Annotated in this window: 20 protein-coding genes, 2 rRNA genes and 1 riboswitch; of the genes, 2 read left to right on the top strand and 20 right to left on the bottom strand. The window is 46.5% G+C overall.

Going from position 1 to position 22454, the window contains the following annotated elements:
- Positions 1 to 2 precede the first annotated feature (2 nt).
- From rsmA to MHI52_RS00140, 5 genes are all read right to left on the bottom strand, one after another.
- The gene (rsmA, locus tag MHI52_RS00160) at positions 3 to 905 is read right to left on the bottom strand and encodes a 16S rRNA (adenine(1518)-N(6)/adenine(1519)-N(6))-dimethyltransferase RsmA (protein WP_100528122.1); all 903 of its coding nucleotides are present in this window, start codon (positions 903 to 905) and stop codon (positions 3 to 5) included.
- Positions 906 to 909: 4 nt separating this feature from the next.
- Positions 910 to 1455, bottom strand: coding sequence for a ribonuclease M5 (gene rnmV / locus MHI52_RS00155; protein WP_017691379.1), 546 nt, complete (start codon positions 1453 to 1455; stop codon positions 910 to 912).
- Positions 1456 to 1610: 155 nt separating this feature from the next.
- The gene (locus tag MHI52_RS00150) at positions 1611 to 2795 is read right to left on the bottom strand and encodes a 3D domain-containing protein (protein WP_074092915.1); all 1185 of its coding nucleotides are present in this window, start codon (positions 2793 to 2795) and stop codon (positions 1611 to 1613) included.
- Between the two features lie 273 nt (positions 2796 to 3068).
- A riboswitch (cyclic di-AMP (ydaO/yuaA leader) is annotated at positions 3069 to 3322 on the bottom strand.
- Between the two features lie 241 nt (positions 3323 to 3563).
- The gene (locus tag MHI52_RS00145) at positions 3564 to 4334 is read right to left on the bottom strand and encodes a TatD family hydrolase (protein WP_340984877.1); all 771 of its coding nucleotides are present in this window, start codon (positions 4332 to 4334) and stop codon (positions 3564 to 3566) included.
- Positions 4335 to 4667: 333 nt separating this feature from the next.
- Positions 4668 to 5945, bottom strand: coding sequence for an HD domain-containing protein (locus MHI52_RS00140; protein WP_036606129.1), 1278 nt, complete (start codon positions 5943 to 5945; stop codon positions 4668 to 4670).
- A gap of 317 nt (positions 5946 to 6262) precedes the next feature.
- Between MHI52_RS00140 and MHI52_RS00135 the strand changes: the two genes are divergently transcribed.
- Positions 6263 to 6517, top strand: a complete 255-nt coding sequence (locus MHI52_RS00135; protein ID WP_024633700.1) for an AbrB/MazE/SpoVT family DNA-binding domain-containing protein — start codon at positions 6263 to 6265, stop codon at positions 6515 to 6517.
- Between the two features lie 282 nt (positions 6518 to 6799).
- Here the strand turns inward: MHI52_RS00135 and rsmI are convergent, their stop codons facing one another.
- The 12 genes from rsmI to MHI52_RS00075 form a co-directional block, all read right to left on the bottom strand.
- Positions 6800 to 7684, bottom strand: coding sequence for a 16S rRNA (cytidine(1402)-2'-O)-methyltransferase (rsmI, locus tag MHI52_RS00130; protein WP_036606130.1), 885 nt, complete (start codon positions 7682 to 7684; stop codon positions 6800 to 6802).
- Complete coding sequence (locus MHI52_RS00125; protein WP_036606131.1) at positions 7685 to 8464, bottom strand: tRNA1(Val) (adenine(37)-N6)-methyltransferase; 780 nt, start codon at positions 8462 to 8464, stop codon at positions 7685 to 7687.
- A gap of 95 nt (positions 8465 to 8559) precedes the next feature.
- Entirely contained in the window at positions 8560 to 8928 is a 369-nt protein-coding gene (gene yabA / locus MHI52_RS00120; RefSeq protein ID WP_017691386.1) for a DNA replication initiation control protein YabA, read from the bottom strand.
- A 28-nt stretch (positions 8929 to 8956) separates the two neighbouring features.
- A complete protein-coding gene (locus tag MHI52_RS00115; RefSeq protein ID WP_017691387.1) occupies positions 8957 to 9757 on the bottom strand; it encodes a stage 0 sporulation family protein in 801 nt (266 codons plus the stop codon).
- A 117-nt stretch (positions 9758 to 9874) separates the two neighbouring features.
- The gene (holB, locus tag MHI52_RS00110) at positions 9875 to 10846 is read right to left on the bottom strand and encodes a DNA polymerase III subunit delta' (protein ID WP_036606132.1); all 972 of its coding nucleotides are present in this window, start codon (positions 10844 to 10846) and stop codon (positions 9875 to 9877) included.
- 9 nt (positions 10847 to 10855) lie between these two features.
- Positions 10856 to 11299 carry a YaaR family protein gene (locus MHI52_RS00105; RefSeq protein WP_017691389.1) on the bottom strand — a complete coding sequence of 148 codons (444 nt, stop codon included), beginning with the start codon at positions 11297 to 11299 and terminating at the stop codon, positions 10856 to 10858.
- A 342-nt stretch (positions 11300 to 11641) separates the two neighbouring features.
- On the bottom strand, positions 11642 to 11971 hold the full coding sequence (locus MHI52_RS00100; RefSeq protein ID WP_017691391.1) for a cyclic-di-AMP receptor: 330 nt from the start codon (positions 11969 to 11971) through the stop codon (positions 11642 to 11644).
- Positions 11972 to 12032: 61 nt separating this feature from the next.
- Positions 12033 to 12680 (bottom strand): dTMP kinase, encoded by a 648-nt coding sequence (tmk, locus tag MHI52_RS00095; RefSeq protein ID WP_017691392.1) that lies wholly within the window; start codon positions 12678 to 12680, stop codon positions 12033 to 12035.
- A gap of 217 nt (positions 12681 to 12897) precedes the next feature.
- The gene (locus MHI52_RS00090; protein ID WP_083677615.1) at positions 12898 to 13590 is read right to left on the bottom strand and encodes an LrgB family protein; all 693 of its coding nucleotides are present in this window, start codon (positions 13588 to 13590) and stop codon (positions 12898 to 12900) included.
- Positions 13560 to 13988: a CidA/LrgA family protein gene (locus tag MHI52_RS00085; protein ID WP_083677614.1), complete on the bottom strand. Its 429-nt coding sequence runs from the start codon at positions 13986 to 13988 to the stop codon at positions 13560 to 13562. Before MHI52_RS00085 ends, MHI52_RS00090 begins: the two co-directional genes overlap by 31 nt.
- 509 nt (positions 13989 to 14497) lie before the next feature.
- The gene (locus tag MHI52_RS00080; protein ID WP_405158246.1) at positions 14498 to 16324 is read right to left on the bottom strand and encodes an aminotransferase class I/II-fold pyridoxal phosphate-dependent enzyme; all 1827 of its coding nucleotides are present in this window, start codon (positions 16322 to 16324) and stop codon (positions 14498 to 14500) included.
- Positions 16325 to 16581: 257 nt separating this feature from the next.
- The gene (locus MHI52_RS00075) at positions 16582 to 16767 is read right to left on the bottom strand and encodes a sigma factor G inhibitor Gin (RefSeq protein WP_017691396.1); all 186 of its coding nucleotides are present in this window, start codon (positions 16765 to 16767) and stop codon (positions 16582 to 16584) included.
- A gap of 500 nt (positions 16768 to 17267) precedes the next feature.
- On the opposite strand from MHI52_RS00075, the gene MHI52_RS00070 reads away from it, so the two are divergent.
- Positions 17268 to 17792, top strand: a complete 525-nt coding sequence (locus MHI52_RS00070; protein ID WP_036606136.1) for a hypothetical protein — start codon at positions 17268 to 17270, stop codon at positions 17790 to 17792.
- 624 nt (positions 17793 to 18416) lie between these two features.
- Here the strand turns inward: MHI52_RS00070 and MHI52_RS00065 are convergent.
- The 3 genes from MHI52_RS00065 to MHI52_RS00055 all read right to left on the bottom strand — a co-directional run bounded on the left by MHI52_RS00065 (position 18417) and on the right by MHI52_RS00055 (position 22186).
- Positions 18417 to 18857 (bottom strand): hypothetical protein, encoded by a 441-nt coding sequence (locus MHI52_RS00065; protein ID WP_017691399.1) that lies wholly within the window; start codon positions 18855 to 18857, stop codon positions 18417 to 18419.
- Between the two features lie 212 nt (positions 18858 to 19069).
- Positions 19070 to 19186, bottom strand: a 5S ribosomal RNA gene (gene rrf / locus MHI52_RS00060).
- Between the two features lie 74 nt (positions 19187 to 19260).
- Positions 19261 to 22186, bottom strand: a 23S ribosomal RNA gene (locus MHI52_RS00055).
- Positions 22187 to 22454 lie beyond the last annotated feature (268 nt).

The following is a 22454-nucleotide window of genomic DNA, read 5'->3' as shown; positions in this document are numbered from 1 at the left end:
TTTTACAGCGCTGCACGTACCCCTGCTTCCCACATTACGGTGCTGAGTGTGGCATACTCTTGCAGACTCAATGTCTCTCCACGCCGGGACGGTTGAATACCTGCCTGCTCCAGCAGAATGTCTGCCTGTTCCCGGTTCTCCTTTGTGAAGAAACGTGCTTTCAAGTTGTTTGAGATTGTTTTTCTCCGCTGGGCAAAAGAAGCCTGTACCACTTCGAAGTAGTGTGCTTCATCCGGAATCTCCACTGGCGGCTGCTCACGCACTTTCAGCTTAATGACAGCTGATTCCACATTAGGTTGCGGAATGAAGACCGTAGGAGGCACAATACACACAAGTTCCGGCATACTGTAGTACTGAACTGCGATGCTTAGACTACCGTAGTCTTTTGATCCTGGTGCAGCAGCCATGCGTTCAGCCACTTCTTTTTGGATCATGACAACAATGCTGTCTACCGGCAGCTTCTCTTCCAGCAGTTTCATCATGATTGGAGTCGTTACATAATAAGGCAGGTTAGCCACGACACTGACTTTGTCCACGGATGCAAAATCCGTATTAAACAACTCAGCCAGATCAAGCTTCAGCACATCCCCATGATGAACACGTACATTCGAATAAGGCTGCATCACTTCTCCCAGGATTGGGATCAAGCGCTGATCAATCTCTACGGCTGTGACAGGACCGGCTACCCGAGCCAGTCGCTCCGTAAGGGCTCCAATACCCGGCCCGATCTCTAACGCACCCTTGGACTCGTCCAAATCGGCTGCATTAACGATTTTGTTTAGTATATTTTGATCGATCAGAAAGTTCTGACCCAGACTTTTCTTAAATGAGAATCCGTGTCTTTGAATAATCTCTTTCGTACGCTTGGGCGTTGCAATTTCAATCGTCTCTTCCATGTTCTTCATATGCTCACAATCCTTCACGTTCAATTTGCGCTAATGCTGTAGAGAATTCTTCCCGTGTAATCTGAAATACACTGAGACGTTTGTGGAACTGCTTTCCGTTACAATATCCGATGCCCAGCAGATTGCCCATCTCCATGCGACGTGCAGCAGCCTGCGGATGCACAATAAGTCCTGCCGCGATCAGGTCCTCCCAATCGATCAGGCTCGGAGCACCTTCGTATGAAGTATGTACGCGCGCCAGAGCATGACGGATCGCCTCTGGTGAGGCATTCTCCACCCCAATGTCCCCTTTGCGCGTTGCATCGGCTTCCGGAATGAAGGCATGTTTGCAGCCTGGCACCTTGTTCGCAATAATTTTTCGAATGCGTTCGCCAGCATGATCCGGATCTGTCAGTACAATGACTCCCCGTCTCTCCTGAGCAAGCGCAATCCGCTTCAGAATGCGTTGGTTGATTGCTGATCCACCTGTTTCTATGGTATCGGCTTCCACGGCCCGACGGATAGCTACCGTATCGTCACGGCCTTCCACCACAATGACTTCTTTTATCATGTTCCATTTCTTCCTTTCTAACGCAAAAAGAAGAGGAATATCCTCTTCTCTGCCAAACGGCGGGGGAGACTGAATTCAGACTCCTCCGCCGCATATTCCGCATGAATCATTCATGCAACTATTTTATAGCATTCCCATTTCAAAGTAAAACGATTTTAGTTCGCTTCCGGCTTCACCGGACCGATCACGTAGACCGTCTTGCCTTTCTTACGTCCAAAATTCAGGGCATGCTTCACACTGTCATAATACACATCAATTTTGTTGCCTTTAATGGCACCGCCTGTATCTTCCGCACGACGGAATCCCAGACCTTCGATATATACCCACCAGCCAATTGGAATGACTTTGGGATCAACCGCAATGGTGCGTCCTTCCGTTACACGAGTCCCGGAAGCTGTTTTAGTTCCAATGCCAGGCTCTTCGGAAGAGTAGGCAGTCATGGATACATTTTTAAGTACTTTGGAGTATTTAAAAGAAGTCCCGGATACGGTAATCACTTTGCTGCCCGAGGCAGATGTTTTCTTCGAGTTCGTTGTTGTAGCCTTTTTGGTTGTTGAAGTTTGAGCCGATACGGTCTGAATCTCAGGTTCTTTCACGACCGGTTTTGCTTTTGTGCCGACAGCGATCACTTTATCTACACGATTATTAGCGACAGATTTGCCGACCATTTTTTTGGAGACCAATTCTCCATCCTGAAATACCTTTTCGATATGCTGTACAATTGTGCCTTCTTTGCCGTTCACAACGACACGGTTATCACCTTTGTACAAGCTAGGGTCAGCCGTTTTGATGACTTTGTAAGCGATCGGTTGCTCTACATCCACTGTACGCTTTGTTACGCGCACTACACGAATCTTCATCTCCGCTTTGATAGCAGTTCCAAGCGCCGGATACACTTTATCATTACTTTCAACTTGAATACCTGATTTTTGAATTGCATCTTCTACCGATGAATCGGTTGTATACAGAGTCTTGGTGTCTCCGTCTGCCGTAATGTTAACTGGAACGGCCCGCTCAATAACGATTCGGTCTCCATCTGTTAACGCCCCATTCATGGACATGGATACCTTATCGTGAGGGCTGACTGTGATCGACTGCTCCTCCAGCATTTCCTGAAGCATTCCTGTACGAGTCTCTACCACCTGAGCTTTGCCATCAATAACCAGTGAAATTTGTTTCCCGGCCTGACCGTAAACGACTAACAAGATCATGATTGTAAGCGCAATTGAGAAAATCGCGATCAATGCCATTTGACGCATGTTCTCATGCTTCCACCGCAACGCGAAAGACTTACTGGATGATCGTGACTCATGGGTCTCTTCTGGTTGGAATGTGCCCACTTCTCCGTCCTCCTTCATAGCCTCGCCGTCTAAAGTAATGCATGATGTCTTTGACGTGACTATACCAAATTTTCTACAGAACACAGATTGGACCAACATAATCCGGTTCTGCACCATGAATCAATCTTCGCAACATGATGTCATCCTCCTGAATACCTACCGTATGATGACAATATTTCTTTTATTCAAAAACAAAAAAGCCAAAGAAAGAGTGTAAGAGGAACTCTTTCGTGGCTTCCGAATGATTTTGAATATCGGAAATTCATGCACGAGGTTGCCTCTCTTTTTCCGCTTGCGAGGTTAGCTGTCGGGTTCGGGCGAAAGAGAGCCGCCCTATCTTGGGTCACCCGCTCATGGCGGACGCCCTTGAATTCACCCCGAGACCCAAAGAAGAAATCAAATACGGCTTCGCAGTTCCCTTCGCTGCTTTTGGGTCAGCGAACGTTGCGCATCGGCCAAATACACCGATGTTTAAGCCCTATTGGTTCCCCCGCTCTCCGTTAACGGAGACTCAGCGAGACTGATTCATGAAAGTAATGTTGTTTCATCGGAAAGTGTCCCTTTGTTCATCCCCCGAACATCTGTCCAATTTTCCGCACAACAATTCACTGAAAAGATGATATCCTGTTTTGATGCATGTTGTAAAGCGTTGATCAAGTACGTTTTTCTGAATATTTGGTTAAAATATTGTAATATTCTTGATTTATTTGGATCAAAGGGCAAATTACCTCCGCTTACCTGCCTTTTTCACCTCATTTGCTCGTTTTTTTAACGAATCCCAAATCGTTCCATGGCATTTTTGGTTGTTATTGCAGCAATTTCCTCCACCGAAATGCCTTTAATTTCCGCAGCTGCCTCTGCAACCAGACGTACATGCGCTGTCTCATTTCGCTTCCCACGATAAGGGTGCGGTGTCAAATATGGAGCATCTGTTTCAATGAAAAACCGGTCCATAGGAACCTTCTCCAGCACCTCTTTGGGTTGCTTTGCATTTTTGAATGTGATCGGTCCTCCGAAGGAGAGATGGAAGCCCATATCGAGGCAACTTTTTGCTGTTTCCCAGCTGCCCGAGAACGAGTGCATCACACCACCAACTTCACTCGCCTTCTCTTCACGCAAAATTCTTATGATATCCTCATGCGCATCCCGATTATGGATGACAATTGGCATGTTCACTTCACGCGCCAAAGCAATTTGTTGTCGTAATACGCGATGCTGTATTTCTTTTGGTGAAGTATCCCAGTGATAATCCAATCCAATCTCACCGATCGCAACCACTTTTTCATGCTTGCATAAAGATGCAATCCACTCCAAATCGCCCTCCTGCATTGTGATCGCATCTACGGGATGCCACCCTACAGCTGCATATATAAAGTCATATGTTTCAGCGAGTTTCATTGTGGTTGGAATTGTCTCCCGGTTAAAGCCAATGTTGATCATGCGACCAACTCCTGCATCCACAGCACGCTGAATCATTTCCTCGCGGTCCTCGTCGAATTGTGGTGCATCCAGATGTGTATGTGTGTCGAACAGCATCATGTCTGTATCTCCCTTCATGTCGAAATAACGACTATCTTCTTTTTCAAAATCCACTTTGTAAAATTCAATAATTTAATGACTCATACATAAAACATTTTGGGTAATCTGTGTATTACATCATTACGTTTGTTTCTTCACAACTACAATATATAGAAGATATACGGATATTCTGATCTATATATTGCTAATTGTGCTCATTCTGCCTGCTTGCATTTACAAAATTATGTCGATCTACATATACTCCCCATTAAAGCAGATTACTGTATCATGGAAAATAGCTCTTTTAGAAAGTGTTTTGATATCGAAATTCTTCATCGGATTATACCCACACGATTACAAGAAATAGGGGCGTATATGTGACGGTAATTCGTGAATAATCGCATCCACCTTGTTTTGCGGGTAATACAAATGATGTTTCCCTCGGTGAAGCCCACTGATGGAACGGACAATGTCAGATACTTCTGACAACTCACGTAAATTGTCCTGTCGATCCAGAAGAAGAATCTGCTTATCTGTGGATTCATCCGGACGAAACACATCATACGGATTATCCGAAGGAAAATCAATTTCAAGATCATATTCGGGATCGAGGCCAGCCTGTACAAAAGCTTCCCGAATCTCTTCCATCATTGTCAAGTCGACCTGTTCAAGCTCTACATACTTATATAACTTGCGATCCATAAAACGTTCGCATAACTCACTCAGAACAGTATCGTCCTCCTTGCGCCACTGCGTAAATGCCGTCTGAATTAATGCTTCATCCAACTGCAAATATTCATCCACGGATAATTCTCCTTCAAATAATTGAGGGAGTGGATCAATCATGAAGCGGAATTGAAAACCATGTTGTAGGAGTGTTTTCGCTCGCTTGAATATTTGCCGCAATATAATTTCAGAACTACGAGTTACCGGATGGAAGTAAATCTGCCAATACATCTGATACCGAGACATTAGGTAATCCTCCACAGCATGCATGCCTGACTCCTTGACTACAATCCGCCCATGATAAGGACGCAGCATCCGAAGGATACGATCAAGGTCAATCGTGCCGTAATTTACACCTGTAAAATAGGCATCCCTGAGCAAATAATCCATTCGGTCTGCATCAAGCGGACTGGTCACCAAGTTCACCACAATCGGCTTTTCATACGTTTTTTGAATGACAGACGCTACTTTCTCAGGAAAATCAGGAGCATACCGTCTTAAGATCGCCCCTACTTCGGTATCACCTGTAATAATGCGACAAGTCCAATCTTCGTGATTCATGTCAAAAGCTTCCTCGATGGAGTGAGAGAATGGCCCATGCCCGAGATCATGAAGTAGAGCTGCACACAGAGCTACAATCTTTTCTTCCTTCGGCCAATCCGAATAATGACTTCTTTCAAATTGAGAGATGATCTTGCGTGTGATCTCATAAACACCTAGTGAATGTGAGAACCGACTATGCTCTGCTCCGTGAAAGGTAAGGTAAGAAGTACCCAGTTGACGAATCCGGCGTAAACGCTGAAATTCTGGGGTGTTAATTAACTGCCATATAACCGGATCTTGCACGTGGATATAATTATGTACCGGATCTTTGAATACTTTCTCTTCCGTTAAACGTTGTTCCATGTCGACTCACTCCTTTAATTTCTTTTATATTAACGCTTTGAGCTCTGCGATTCATCTAAGATTCGACACCATATGACGAACTTTGTCGAATGAAGTAGTTTTGTCGTTTTCCAAATCGACAAAGCTGACATTGAGGTTTAAATGCGAAAAACGGCTTCCAATCCCTTACCACCAGTAACCTTGTGAAAAACAGCCTTAATTTTAAGCTAATTTTAAGGTTGACTGATTTGGGAATCGTTGGTATGATGAGTATCATAAAACATAAAATAATGTCGAATAATGACAAAGATAGTTAGCTGAGAGGAGCACTGATTATAATGATGAAATCAACAGGTATTGTAAGAAAAGTGGACGAACTGGGACGGGTAGTTATTCCAATTGAATTGCGCCGTACGCTCGGTATTGGTGAAAAAGATGCTCTGGAAATCTACGTTGACGGCGAGCGCATCATGTTGAAAAAATACGAGCCTGCTTGTATCTTCTGTGGTAATGCAGAGAACGTTACTTACTTCAAAGGTAAAATTGTTTGTAACGAATGTATTTCCGAAATCCCTGCACCTGTGACAAAATAAGAAAAACCAGGTATACTGGACTTATCTAAATTGTTATTTCTAACCTTTTTAATATTCCTTAATGACCTTCCCGGTGTGAACCCCACCGCGGAAGGTATTTTTTTGCCTTGTTATGGGTTCCATTACCCAAAATGATTCTGTCACACGCGAACTGGGAGAGAACGATGAAATTTGTTCGGAATTTTTTTTAGCCACTCTGCTCTTTTTAATATTCCACTAAGGTTGGATATAAGCTTCTTTTCAGGTTATGTTCCCCACAACAGAAAATATTTGGTTAGATTACTACTCGATTAATGCATTATATACATCACGCTTCGCCAGACCGCGATCGGTAGCCGTTTTTTTCATTGCATCTTTGCGGTTATGTCCTTCACCCTCATAATGGCTGACATGATCCGCGAGTGACATGAGCTGCCACCATGCTTCGCGCTCAGCCTTACGCTCCTCTTCCTTAATGCCCTCTACCAGCAAGCAGTACTCGCCAAGAGGTGGATGTTCTTCAAGCCAGTCTATGCATTCCCTCACAGTACCCCTTGCGAATTCCTCATGACGCTTGGTTAGTTCACGAGCCAGGACAATCGAGCGATCACCCAGAATTTCTTCAAGGTGGACTAATGTTTTCCGAATACGATGAGGCGATTCATAAAATAACAAAGTCCCGTTGGATTCGTCAAACGCCTCCAGCACTTTTCGCATGTCCTTTTTCTCCCGCGGCAAAAAACCGCCGAATGTAAAACGCTCCGTCGGTAATCCGGACACGATCAGAGCAGACAACGCAGCATTGGGCCCCGGGATGGGAATGACCGTTATTCCAGCTTCCAGTGCAAGCTGTACAAGGTCAGAACCAGGGTCCGAAATAGCTGGCAAACCGGCATCGCTGACGAGTGCCAAATTTTTTCCTTCTATTATATAGCGTATCAGTTCAGGTCCACTCGCCCCCTTATTATGCTCATGATAACTAAACAGCATCGAAGGTGTAATTTCAAAATGGGTAAGCAGCTTTCGGGTCTGGCGTGTATCTTCTGCTGCAATGATGTCACAACTCTGCAATGTCTTGATGGCACGGAAGGTCATATCCTCCAGATTACCAATGGGTGTTCCAACCAGATAGAGCTTGCCTGATCCTTCAGGCTGCTCCGCATAGCTTTTTTGAATATGCAAAGTCATCTAAAGCCCTCCTTTCGTAGTACGCTCAGCATGTTGCTGACCATAGTAAATATCCATAATCTCTTCGCAGTATTTCCCCTCTTCATTGTAGACAATGAGTGGAGGAAGCATCCTAACTTCCGGTTTACCATCTTTCATTCCTTCAATTAACACCATGTTGGCTTCCAAATGAGCACGGGGATGTACCATCCGAATCCGTTTTGGTTCCAGCTTATATTCGCGCATGAGTGAGATAATCTCTGCAAGGCGCTGTGGACGATGAACCATCGATACTTTGCCGCCATTACGTACAAGTCGACTGCAAGCTTGTATCACTTCTTCCAGGGTACATCCGATCTCATGACGTGCCATTGCCTGATGTGTGTTCATCTTGAGATCACTGCCATTCAGAGGCATATATGGAGGATTAACGGTTATTGCATCGTATACAGCATGTCCTGTTTCTTTCACGAGTTCTCGCAAATCACCTTCACGAATCATAATCGACTCATCCAATGCATTTAATTGCACACTGCGACGCGCCATATCAGCCAAACGTGGCTGAATCTCGATCCCTTCCAGACTAGCCTGCGTACGCGTTGTAAGCAAAATGGGAACCACCCCGTTACCCGTACACAAATCAAGTATACGACCCCGTTTAGGTACGGAAGCAAACCGGGCTAATAATACGGCATCCATCGAAAAACTAAACACTTCATCACTTTGAATGATTCTCAGATCATGAGAGAGCAGATCATCAATCCGCTCTGACTCATGTAACACAACTTCATTTTCTTCCATATGTTACGCTCATCCTCCGGTACTCTATATCTCATGTTCGTTTAGTTTAGGTTTATAACCTTGAAAAAAAACCGTAGGGGATCCCTACGGTCACTTCATTTATTCAAAAAAGACAGGCAGAACAGACAATCGCCTTCCGTCCGCAAATGTCCATAATAGACGTTGCAGATATGGAAGCCTTCGTGATACAACCGAGCCAGATTATCATACCCTTCACCCACAACATCCTCGCCTGTAGCCGGACCTGCTGGTCTTGCTACAGGAGCGAGTGCTGATGAGATCGGCAGATCTGCCGGAGCCTCACGTTTGAGCAGTTTGCGTAACTGCTCATTCTCGATGGTAAGCCGCTGATTATCCTCAAGCAGCTCCTTCACAATCATTTTTAACTCTCCTAAATCACCGTGCAACTGACCCAGTTGGGTTTCCATTTCATGAATGTGCGTAAACAGATTTTTCTTTTCCAAGTTTCCACCCCGAAGCAACCTTTATGGTTTACTTGATAACGACGTCATCCAGCGGAAGTTCTTTGACTTTACTGATGTCGAACAGTTGAACATGGACTGTGCGGCTACCGGCATTAATTCCGACAACTTTTCCTTCACCCAATGAGGTGACGACCAATTTGCCTACAGCTGGCAGTTCTTCTCTCACACTTTCATAGTTATCATGCTCAAATTTCAGACAGCACATGAGTCTTCCGCACAACCCTGAAATTTTCGTCGGATTCAGTGACAGGCTCTGATCTTTAGCCATCTTGATTGATACCGGCTCAAAGTCTCCCAGCCAGGAAGAACAACACAACACACGGCCGCAAGGTCCGATTCCGCCAAGCATCTTCGCTTCATCACGTACACCAATCTGTCTCAGCTCGATTCGTGTCCGGAATATGCTTGCCAGATCCTTGACCAGCTCCCGGAAATCAACTCTTCCTTCAGCTGTAAAATAAAATATAATTTTATTGCGATCAAACGTAAATTCCACATCGACCAGCTTCATTTTGAGGCCATGGTCTTTGATTTTATTTAAACAAGTACCGAATGCTTCTTTGGCTGCACGTTTGTTCTCATCAACCACACGGGCATCTGTATCGCCCGCAACGCGGATGACTTTCTTCAGCGGCAACACCACATCGGACTCGCCCACTTCCTTCTTACCTACGACAACCTTACCGTACTCAACCCCCCGCGCTGTCTCCACGATAACGCAGTTTTCTTTCTCAATGGGAAGGTCCAGGGGATCGAAGTAATAAATTTTGCCCGCTTTTTTGAAACGGACACCCACTACACTGTACAAAAAATTAACCCCCTTGTAAGCCAACCCCACTTCGTCTGAAGCCCCGTCTTCTTAGGGAACCGGCCGAAGTTATAACCGTTTGCATATGATTGGAGCTAACTTTGCCCTCTCCCAGTCTTATGCCAAACCGATCAAAAATTGCTCCAGACAAAGCTGGCCATTGACGTTGAAACGCAATTTTTTTCTGCATGCTGCGGCCATATCCATGTAGGAGACCCACTGCTCTGTGCTGCGGGTATGTGCCAACTGAGATAACATGTCTAACTGATCTATAAAAACGATATGTTCATGCCTATCGTACTGAACATACAGCATGTCCCTAAACCATAGATGGAACAAACTAAGCAGCATGTCCAGGTGTTCAGAGAGTCCGGTTTTAAAAAGCTTCTGCTGTGCAGAGATCAATGATGTACTTCCTCTACCCAGGGACTCCTTCCCTAATTGTAACATTACGTTTCTAATTTCTGCAAACCAATTCTGCTGGAGAATTTCTCTACATGCTTCCAATCCTGACGCTAAATGGACGGCAGAGCGAGCCAGATTGGCAGGATGCCCTTCCTCAATTAGTGATTGCAGCATCTCTTCCGGATTCAGTGCGCTGAACGGTACCAATTGGGAGCGTGAGCGGATCGTTGGCAACATGGCCTGTCCATTATCTGTAATCAGGATGCCGACTGCTGGTACCTGCGGTTCCTCCAGAAATTTGAGCAAACTGTTTGCTGCCTGCACCGTCATTTTCTCGGCTTGTTCTATAATATATACTTTGGGATGGCCTGCCTCTGATCGGTATGAAAAGATACGCTGCAGATCCCGGATTTGATCTATTTTAATGTTGTTTCCATCTGGTGCAAGCATGGTTAGATCCGGATGGTTACCATGATCTACCTTACGACATTCAAGACACTGCCCACAAGCGTCATCTTCAAGCTCTGTACAGAATATTGCCTTGGCAAAGGTAATTGCCGTCTTCCGTTGCCCGCTACCAGCTGGACCGCTAAACAAATACGCATGGCTTATTGCCTTACGTCTCAAACTGCTTTGTAACATTTTCTTGGCCGCTTGTTGACCCATAATCTGTTGAAAGGACATACTTCCTCCTCAGAAGCTTAAATTAATAAGCATCCCCCGAATTTCGCCTACTTGTTGTAATAGAGAGATTTTTCCTTCTTCTGTATCCAGCAATTCATCAGCCATGGATAACAGAGCGGAGTCAATTTCATCAATCAGCTTATACCGCTTACCTCTGCCACGACGATCCCAACCCCTTGTCTCTTTCATGGATACACCGCGACGAACGGTCTCTTCCAGGAACCTTTTAACAAGTTGCTTATACGCCTTCAGTTCACGAATCGTCATGGAACGTGCCAAGCGATCTCCCTGAAGCTGGATTTCACTAAACCGGCGATTCAGTTCAGCTTGTGAGGCCCGTTCCCCCTGGTGATTCATCATATCAGAGAAATTTTTGGATTGAACCGGTTTGGAACCTGAATCAGTAGAACTGATCCCGCTCTGAATCGGTCTGAATCCAGGATTGATTTTCATGGATACGCCCGCTTTCTATCATAGTTAGCCAATCGCCCATCAGCACAGTGCGCGTTGCGCCTGTGCGTGAGAATGAGGCTTTTATATATGCTGATCACACTCTATATATAATGGTAGATACACATCACCATCAAGGACTTGTTCTTTGTAGTCAACCTCTTTCCGAAAGGAACCATTCCCAGCTGGGAAATGCTCATCCGGAAAGAGTATGCTGATTCTTCTCGTCAAAAAAGGCGTTCCGTAAGTGGCACGCACGAACTCTGTTAACTCTTCTTGCATCCATAGTTTCCAACATGCTATCGATCATGAAGGACCCTCATGGGATCCATGCAATAGGTTTAATTAGAAATGTTCGAAGCGATCTACCGGGAGAACAAATACAGTAGCTCCGCCTACTTGAACTTCAACAGGTAGCGGCAGGTAAGAGTCGGTTGTTCCACTCATCGGTGTGACCGGAGTCACGAGCTGTTCACGAACCTTACAGCTGCTGCGAATGACGTTCATTACGGATTCGACTTGACCATCATCGACACCGATCATAAACGTCGTGTTGCCTGCCTTCAAAAATCCGCCCGTACTGGCAAGCTTCGTCGCCCGAAAGTTTGCTTTGACCAATGCGCTGGATAATCGGTTGCTGTCTTTATCCTGTATAATCGCAACAATCAGTTTCATCCTGCATAACCTCCTTTAGAATAAGCACCTTTATCAAATGCCCTGTCTATATATTAGACAATTACTCGTCAAAATCCTTCAAAATCCCTGTCTCCAGCGACAAAATCATTGCTGCCAAGACATCCTCCTGCTTCATGGAAGCATCGATAACTCTGATCCGTTCTGGGAACTGCTCTTTTAATAGGAAGTAACCCTCTCGCACTTTACGGTGAAACTCCAGATTTTCCAGATCCAGACGGTTCACTTCGCGGCCATCATGAGCATCGATCCGGGCAAGCCCCACTTCAGGCTCAATGTCCAGATATAAGGTCACATCCGGCATGAGATCACCAATCGCAAAACGGTTAATGGCCCATACATTCTCTATCCCGAGTCCACGGGCGTAGCCTTGATAGACCAGACTGCTATCGACAAATCGGTCACAGATGACTGCTTTTCCAGCTCTCAGTGCAGGCTCTACTTTCTCCGCCAGATGCTGGCTGCGTGCAGCTGCATACAATAGTGCTTCGGTTCGAGCATCCATTGCCGTATGAAGAGGGTCCAGAATAATTGAACGTATTTTCTCCGCAATCTCAATTCCACCAGGCTCTCGCGTAACTACGTAAGGTATACCCCGTTCTTCAAAATAAGAACCTATTCTACCGATCATCGTTGTTTTACCGGAACCCTCTCCCCCTTCCAGCGTAATGAATTTACCTCTGCCCTGCATATGCTTCCCTGCTTTCTATGTCGATAATTGCATCTATTGCTGCTGTAATTGAATATGCTTAGACCCTCTTGCTACAAGATATGATATCCCCCGCCCAGAGGTGTATAGCTACAGCTATATCGGTACGTATTAATAACACCAAGATCATACAAGCTTGTTTCTTTCTATCATACTATAGGTCAGCGGTTACTCCAACATGAACAACAAAGTAAAGCGTTCAACCGTAGATAATCCATACCCATAATGGAAGCATAATTGATCCGGCAATAGCACTGACAATCATGGAAACTGAACTGAGGGCTACCGCATTCTCTCCATATTCAAAAGACCTTGCCATGCCGAGGGCATGAGATGCTGAACCCAGTCCAATTCCATAGGCATGTTTACTGCGGACCTTGGCCCATTTCAAGAGCATCGGCCCTAATAATATCCCCGAGAATCCTGCAATCATCACAAACAGCGATGTGAATGAGGCATTCCCCCCAACCTGATTAGCGAGTTGAATAGCCACAGGAGTTGTCACTGATTTTGGCAATAAAGCGATGACCATCTCTTGAGGATAGCCAAGCAGAATGGCGATCAACGCCCCCGTGGAGACGCCTGTAATACTGCCTCCGATTGTTCCACCCACAATTGGAATGATATTTTGCTTCAGCACATGCAGATGTCTGGACAAGGGAAAAGCGAGCGATACAACTGCTGGACCCAAGAGCTCCTGTATCCATTTGCCACCCAGCATGTACGTATCCAGCTTTATACCGGCAATCACCAAAATCAGGATCAGTATGGCAGTCGTTGTGAGTACAGGCATAAGGATCGGCCATTTCAGCCTTTTATATAGACGAGTAGCTGGAATATATACAGCGATGGTTAGCGCGATCATTCCAATTCCGAGGATGAATGCTGACAAGTGATCGCCTCCTTTTTGCCTGAATGAGACGATCTCCATGTCATAAGCCACTCACTTAATTTGGCAGATATCAGACATGTGATTAATGTGCTAACGATCAAACCCAGAACCAATAACAAGGTGTTAGCTCTAAAAAAATCAAAATGATTAATAATGCCCACAGTTGGGGGGATGAACAACAATTGCAGATGAGATTGAAGCCACGTCGACCCTTCTTCTCCCCAGCTCATTTTGATCCATCCCAGTTGAATGGTGACAAACAATACCAACATGCCCACAATACTGCCTGTTAACGGCAGGTGTAATACAGCTTGAATCAAGTTTCCAATCCAATAAAAACCGTACATCAACAAAACTTGCAGGACTATTCCTGTATATTTTTTTAGCGGAATACCCAAAGTGTTCCCTTCTTTCTTATGTCTATCTCTATAAGTTGAACTAAAGCGTGTCTTCAAACTGAATGTGTCTGGAGCAGGGCACGGAGCGGGAGGGCTAACGACCCTGTGACGTCTTATTCAGCGATTTGAAGCGCCCGCAGCAATCTAAGGAATCTGAAACACGGTATATTGGAATAACCAGCCGTTTACAGCGTGTTTATTAGGTGATTTTGGTTAATAACGTGTCTCAGGTTTCTTACAAAATAAAAGGAGGACTCGAAGGCTAAATAAGACGTCCTCGATTCCTTAGAAAATCGTCTGGACAATTCGCCAGGATCAGCAATCCTTGATTTCAAGATGTTGGACCCTGACATCCTTCAACGTCTTGCATGCCTGAGTTTGAAGACACACCCTAGCAACTAAATTAATGACCAAGAGACCCTCACATGTGTAGGGTCTGATATCGCTATCCGTATTGGTCATATAAACTACCTATTGGTGAATGCAATTCAGATCTTCATGTGTTCCCTTCATTCCTTCATGACCTTCAATGACTGTAGAGATGCATCGGATACCCCATGAAACTTTGCACCCTCATCCCGCAGGAGTTGTATACGAGCCACCATCGATGGACTAATACGTTCACCCGGATATACAAGCGGAATCCCTGGAGGATAAGGAATAACCATCTCGGCTGATCGACAACCCGCGCTTTTTTCTATCAGGACATTGATCGTATCCGTCTCCACAATCGGTTGCAGTGTAAAGGAGATCGGTTCCGAGTAGCGAGTTTTTTCTTGTAAATTGTTCCACGTGGAAATATAATGTGCCGAACCTTTCGCAATCTGTTGCGATGGCACTGCATTAGATTGGACCTGCTCATGCCCGTTGGCAGAGCTGATATGGTGTAAAGCCTGCAACAGGTGCTGAGCATCTTGCACCGTTGAGCCCAGGCTGAAGAGCAAGACGACGTACCGTTCGTCGCTCATCTCAGGCACACAGCCGCACGCTTCCAGCTGCTGCTGTAGCCCATAACCGCTCAGCACCCCTGCGCCGTCATAGATGACAGCCTTGAATGGGTCCTGAGCGGTATACCCCGCGGCAGATGGCATCGCCGCCGCGGTCAGACCCTCCCGTGTCTGCTGCGCAGCGGACACGGACAAGCCAGCCGGCTTCGCAGTCCCGGCTGGCGGTTCTGGCTGCAGCGGCTGTGCAGGCTGCAGCAACTGGAAGCGCGGCAGCTCCGCGAGGCCGCGCTTAAAGGCATTCACGGCGGTGAGCCCCGCCGTGAATGTGTTCGCGCCCTGCACGTGCAGCAGCCGGCGCGCCAGATCAAGCGAAGCCATCACCGGGTATGATGGGCTTGAGCTTTGCACCATGGCCAGACGCTGCCTTAACAGGGACCGGTTTAACCGTGGTCCCTGAATGTGCAGCATGGCACCCATGGTGAAGGCCGTCAGCATCTTATGTGTCGACTGCACGACACCGTCTGCTCCGCATGACAGTGCAGAGACAGGCAGCTCCGGATGCTGCCCATAATGCGCGCCATGCGCTTCATCCACGAGCAATGGCATGCCAGCGGCGTGGCATACCTCGGCTATGGGCGTCAGATCAGCGCCCATGCCGTAATAATTAGGCAAAGTGACCAATACGCCCTTTGCCTCAGGATAGGACTGGACAGCAGCCTGAACCGTCTCCACCGACGGCATGACCGCAAGTCCAGACGCAGGATCGACCCACGGCTCCAGAAATACAGCTCTTGCACCTGCCAGCATTAACCCGTGAATAACGGATTTGTGCACATTCCGTTGCACCAGTACAATACTGTTTGGCTCGTCACACACGGTGAGCAATAAGGACAGATTACCAGCAGTACTGCCTCCCACAAGGAAGAAACTCTCCTCCGCTCCAAAACAATCTGCCGCAAGCTCCTGTGCTTCCTGGATTACACCTTCCGGATAGTGCAAATCGTCGGTGCCCGTGATCTCCGTAACATCCATCTCCATCATTTCCAGAAATGAACGCACTGGTGTCAGTTCTATTTCCAAACGAACCCCTTCGTCACCAATATGTTTCCCGCTCTCCAGATCAGCCCCATGTTCACCCACCGAACTGAAACGCTCTACCTTCTGGTTAACATTCTTTCCTCCATCATTCTGAATCTCACCGTTGTGCTGGTGTTCCTCATTAACGATATCCTTAGCTCGAGGTTGCCCTGCTTCTGCTTGTTCTACCAAATGTCGATAAGCTTGTCCATTCTTATGCCCAGGCACATGAAAAGAACGCTGCTTCGAATCACGATACGCAAGCAACGCTTCATATAAAGGGGCACTACTTAATTTATTTTTATGTTCCATGAAATAACCATCCTGTACATATATTATGTGCGTCCTATGCGCTTTAAAATGCTTCCTAATCCAAGGAACGCACTTCTTCCCCATCTCCACACGCGTTACTGCAAATGATCTATACCATTATATCAGCATACGCCTTCCCAAGATGGCATACAAGACAATCTCTCCTCTTAAAAACAGAAAAAGGCCCATTGGGCCTCTATACACATCAGCATCGTTACAATGTGATGTTTCGCTTCTACTTCTATTAGCAACATTTATTATGCGTTTTTTTGTACCCAAATTTGCTTCATTTGATGAATAAAATAATTGTACTTGGCATCCTGCGCGTCGGTATGAACCATTTCTGCTTCACAAGTGTCACATATGAATTCAGATACAATAAAAATGCCTTCTCTTTTTCTTTGCTCGCAGATAATACATGTGTGTTCGGCATGTTCTTCCATGAACCATCCCACCTTGTTTTACGTTTACTATCAGTATTGCACAGTTTCTATTATTTTAAACATTTTCATAGTGCTTTCTTTCTATAAAATATATATATTCGCCCACCCCCTCTTGGGTGTCTGTACCGAAAAATACATTCATTCTCCCTACAAGAACATTCACCTGCTTATGTATATACAGTTATCCTACATTCCATCGCATTTACCTCTACATCACGTATCCCTTGGCCTGACTCAAACTTATATTTAATTTCCTTAAAAAAACTTGGAATCCCAGCCGATATATAATACATGATAACGATATCAAAGCCTGACAGTCCGTGTATTCGGGAGTATACTGAGATAAGCTCCGTCGAATCTCAATATCTTGTACAATCGTCATGGCGTGAGATACAAGGTTCATATATACATACATGTATGATTCATTCCCTTTTACTCGTGTAAGAAAAACGAATACCTACCCCACACAAACGTGAATCCGAAGGAGGATATATAATCGTATGATCGCCGAACCGGAGAATAAAGCAACATTTTATCAATACCGGCTTCTGAAAAAAAAGGCTATCGCCCGCAGTGTCATTTACAGCTATCTGTGTCTGCCGGTCATCATGCTCTTATTCAATCTACTCGCATTCTCCTGGACTGGCCTCTTCTTTTTTGTACTGGCAGGTCCAATCACCATCTGGATTCATTATGTCATCGCCAGAACCATATTACTTCTGGTCCGTACCTCTTACGCCAAACGCTGGCGCTGGAATATGCGTATGCCCTGGTTAGGTTATATCCCTGATCAGCATTTTAGCTTCCGTATGTTTGTCCGGGTACACCTTAACATGAGCTGGATTGGATTATGTATCATTACAGTATGTTTGATATGGTCGCCATTGTCCTTCACCCTCTCGCTGATCTTCTGGCATTTGTGGTTGCTGGGTCCTCGCTTGTATGTTGTAATGGTTCTCTCCCGTGAGCGCAAAGATGGACTCATCAAATTGAATGAACAAGATGTCTCATATTATCTGCAATAACACTCCCTCATTTATGCAATACTCAATGTACCTTACTTACTTGTAATACATAACCGCTGAGCCCTTCGAATAATCTGATGCAAAAACATAATCGTGTATCGTTCAGTTGACTCAGCCTCACATGCTCAAATAAAGGTTATCCACAGTGGATAACCTTTATTTATTGTTCCCTTCTCATCCATTATCCACAGCATGGGCATAGTTAAATGAGTTATCCCCACTCAAGGCTCCGTTCTTCTCCTCTTTTCCTCCCGCTGCTCCATATCCTCATAACCCCAGATATCTCGTAGATCTTACACCTTCGAGCGATCTTTTGCCTTAGTCTCAGCTCTGTCTCCCTTATGGTCGCATACAACTTATAGCTCTCCCCCCTCTACTTTTAGCGCTCTACACTCCCCTATACTTCAAGCAAACATACCACCTATACATGTACGGAAGAAACTGCCCCATTCCTTCTGAACCTGTATGACCTCTGATCCACCATACGTGATAGCTTCTCCCATCATTACTAAAGCCTACTTCGCCAAATAACAAAAAGCCCCCGATCATGTACACGGGAGCTTTACTATATTATAAGGAACATCACAGCGTTAATTAATCATACCAAACCATACTTGAACCAGCTTAATCATCTTCAGCCAATGATTTAACTGTCGTTTGAGTAGCATCATTTCTAGGAACCATTAGTGTAAAGGAACCATCATGTACTGCTAAATGCACAGTATGTCCTTCCTTTGCAAATACACGCAAGGTACTGGATTCATTGGATGTACCCTTGGCTTGCCTCTCTGTCCAACCCCAGCTTTTAATCTCGTCTAGATATACCTCAGGCAAGCTAGTACTCTCACTAATACCAGACAGCGTATATCGAACATAATCCATATCCGAATTATTTTCAGACTGGTCAGATTTATTCGCTACTTTCGGCACCGGAAAACTCTTCTCGTTCACCGCACCTTCATATGAAGTCCATACAGATCCTGAAGCTTCACCGCATCCTGCTAGAACAACGGTCAAACAAAGCAACAGAAATGATTGTAGTCCAAGTCTCCGCCAACTTAACACACACACCCTCCTTTTCACAGCTGCACATTCCAGCTCTGTGGTCAGGTACTTTTAGCATATTTAACATAGTCCTATTATACTGGTTTTGCCGCTGTTATCCGTAACAAAAATGTTACCTTCCAGTATCGATCGTGTCAGAGCTTCCGCTCATCGTTTCTAATCCTTATAAACAAATAAAAACCACCACCGAATAACATCGGCAGTGGTTCCTTGCTTGGCGGCGTCCTACTCTCCCAGGACCCTGCGGTCCAAGTACCATCGGCGCTAGAGGGCTTAACGGTCGTGTTCGGGATGGGTACGTGTGGAACCCCTCCGCCATCGCCACCAAACGCATAGCTTACATTTCAGAGATCGTTCTCTGAAAACTAGATTCGAAACGAAACATGCGATTTAGAACTTGCTATTGGATAAGCCCTCGACCGATTAGTACTGGTCAGCTCCATGCATTGCTGCACTTCCACCCCCAGCCTATCTACCTCGTCGTCTTCAAGGGGTCTTACATACTGGGAAATCTCATCTTGAGGGGGGCTTCACGCTTAGATGCTTTCAGCGTTTATCCCGTCCGTACATAGCTACCCAGCGGTGCTCCTGGCGGAACAACTGGTACACCAGCGGTACGTCCATCCCGGTCCTCTCGTACTAAGGACAGCTCCTCTCAAATTTCCTACGCCCACGACAGATAGGGACCGAACTGTCTCACGACGTTCTGAACCCAGCTCGCGTACCGCTTTAATGGGCGAACAGCCCAACCCTTGGGACCTACTTCAGCCCCAGGATGCGATGAGCCGACATCGAGGTGCCAAACCTCCCCGTCGATGTGGACTCTTGGGGGAGATAAGCCTGTTATCCCCAGGGTAGCTTTTATCCGTTGAGCGATGGCCCTTCCATGCGGTACCACCGGATCACTAAGCCCGACTTTCGTCCCTGCTCGACTTGTAGGTCTCGCAGTCAAGCTCCCTTATGCCTTTGCACTCTTCGAATGATTTCCAACCATTCTGAGGGAACCTTTGGGCGCCTCCGTTACTCTTTAGGAGGCGACCGCCCCAGTCAAACTGCCCACCTGACACTGTCCCCGCACCGGATTACGGTACCAGGTTAGAACCTAGATACGATCAGGGTGGTATCCCAACGTTGCCTCCACACAAGCTGGCGCTCATGCTTCAAAGGCTCCCACCTATCCTGTACAGATCGTACCCAAATTCAATATCAAGCTGCAGTAAAGCTCCATGGGGTCTTTCCGTCTTGTCGCGGGTAACCTGCATCTTCACAGGTATTAAAATTTCACCGGATCTCTCGTTGAGACAGCGCCCAAGTCGTTACGCCATTCGTGCGGGTCAGAATTTACCTGACAAGGAATTTCGCTACCTTAGGACCGTTATAGTTACGGCCGCCGTTTACTGGGGCTTCGGTTCACAGCTTCGGATTGCTCCTAACCACTCCCCTTAACCTTCCAGCACCGGGCAGGCGTCAGCCCGTATACTTCGCCTTACGGCTTCGCACAGACCTGTGTTTTTGCTAAACAGTCGCTTGGGCCTTTTCACTGCGGCCCCCTCGTGCTATTCACACTACCGGGGCACCCCTTCTCCCGAAGTTACGGGGTCATTTTGCCGAGTTCCTTAACGAGAGTTCTTCCGCGCGCCTTAGAATACTCTTCTCGCCTACCTGTGTCGGTTTGCGGTACGGGCACCATCACCTGGCTAGAGGCTTTTCTTGGCAGTGTGAGATCATGACCTTCGCTACTATAATTTTCGCTCCCCATCACAGCTCAGCCTTACAATGTGCGGATTTGCCTACACATCAGCCTTACTGCTTAGACGGACATCCATCAGTCCGCGTCACTACCCTACTGCGTCCCCCCATTGCTCATAACGGCTTACGGTGGTACAGGAATTTCGACCTGTTGTCCTTCGACTACGCCTTTCGGCCTCGCCTTAGGTCCCGACTTACCCTGAGCGGACGAGCCTTCCTCAGGAACCCTTAGGCTTTCGGCGGATCAGATTCTCACTGATCTTTTCGTTACTCATACCGGCATTCTCACTTGTATAATGTCCAGCGCTCCTTACGGTACACCTTCAACCCTTATACAACGCTCCCCTACCCCTGATGCAAAGCATCAAGCCATAGCTTCGGTGGTGTGTTTAGCCCCGTTACATTTTCGGCGCAGAGTCACTCGACCAGTGAGCTATTACGCACTCTTTCAATGGTGGCTGCTTCTAAGCCAACATCCTGGTTGTCTGTGCAACTCCACATCCTTTCCCACTTAACACACACTTGGGGACCTTAGCTGATGGTCTGGGCTGTTTCCCTTTTGACAATGGATCTTAGCACTCACTGTCTGACTCCCGGAAGTAAGTCTATGGCATTCGGAGTTTGACTGAGCTTGGTAACCCTTGCGGGCCCCGCACCCAATCAGTGCTCTACCTCCACGACTCTGTTTTCCGAGGCTAGCCCTAAAGCTATTTCGGGGAGAACCAGCTATCTCCGAGTTCGATTGGAATTTCTCCGCTACCCCCACCTCATCCCCGCATTTTTCAACATGCGTGGGTTCGGGCCTCCAGTGCGTGTTACCGCACCTTCACCCTGGACAGGGGTAGATCACCCGGTTTCGGGTCTACGTCCACGTACTAATTCGCCCTATTCAGACTCGCTTTCGCTGCGGCTCCGGCTCTTCACCTTAACCTTGCACGGGAACGTAACTCGCCGGTTCATTCTACAAAAGGCACGCCATCACCCCTAAAACGGGCTCTGACTTTTTGTAAGCACACGGTTTCAGGTTCTATTTCACTCCCCTTCCGGGGTGCTTTTCACCTTTCCCTCACGGTACTGCTTCACTATCGGTCGCTAGGAAGTATTTAGCCTTGGCAGATGGTCCTGCCGGATTCATACGGGGTTTCACGTGCCCCGCACTACTCGGGATCCGTCTCGGAGGGAACAGACTTTCAACTACAGGGCTTTTACCTTCTTTGGCGGGCCTTTCCAGACCTCTTCGCTTAACCGGTTCCTTTGTAACTCCATGTGAGACGTCCCACAACCCCAAAGAGCAAGCTCTTTGGTTTGGGCTTCTCCGCGTTCGCTCGCCGCTACTGACGGAATCACTATTGTTTTCTCTTCCTCAGGGTACTTAGATGTTTCAGTTCCCCTGGTATGCCTCTACATAACCTATGTATTCAGTTATGAGTAACTGGAAATTACCCCAGCTGGGTTTCCCCATTCGGACACCCCCGGATCAAAGCTTGCTTACAGCTCCCCGAGGCAGTTTCGTTGTTCGCCACGTCCTTCATCGGCTCCTAGCGCCTAGGCATCCTCCGTGTGCTCTTAGTAGCTTAACCATTTTGTTCCGGTTTCGGTCGCTCGCTTCCCTTGTTTTGCTTGCGCAAAGCCAAAAGTCGCTCTCACCCGATACCCTCACAAAAGCAATTTGACTACCGTTTTTATTGAAACTTGTTTTAACACAAGTTCAGCTAAAAAGGAATGTTCTAATTCGCGTTTGTTTCGTTTCGATATCTAGTTTTCAAAGAACAAGCTCCATGCAAAAGCAAGCTGTTTGAGAGTTTGAGCTCTCAAAACCGAACAACGAGTGAGTGTTTTGCAGCTAAG

It is taken from the genome of Paenibacillus sp. FSL H8-0283 (assembly GCF_045040675.1).
Lineage (GTDB): Bacteria > Bacillota > Bacilli > Paenibacillales > Paenibacillaceae > Paenibacillus > Paenibacillus amylolyticus.
Note: the sequence above shows the minus strand (reverse complement) of the source record. Positions and strands in the feature narration are given on the sequence as shown.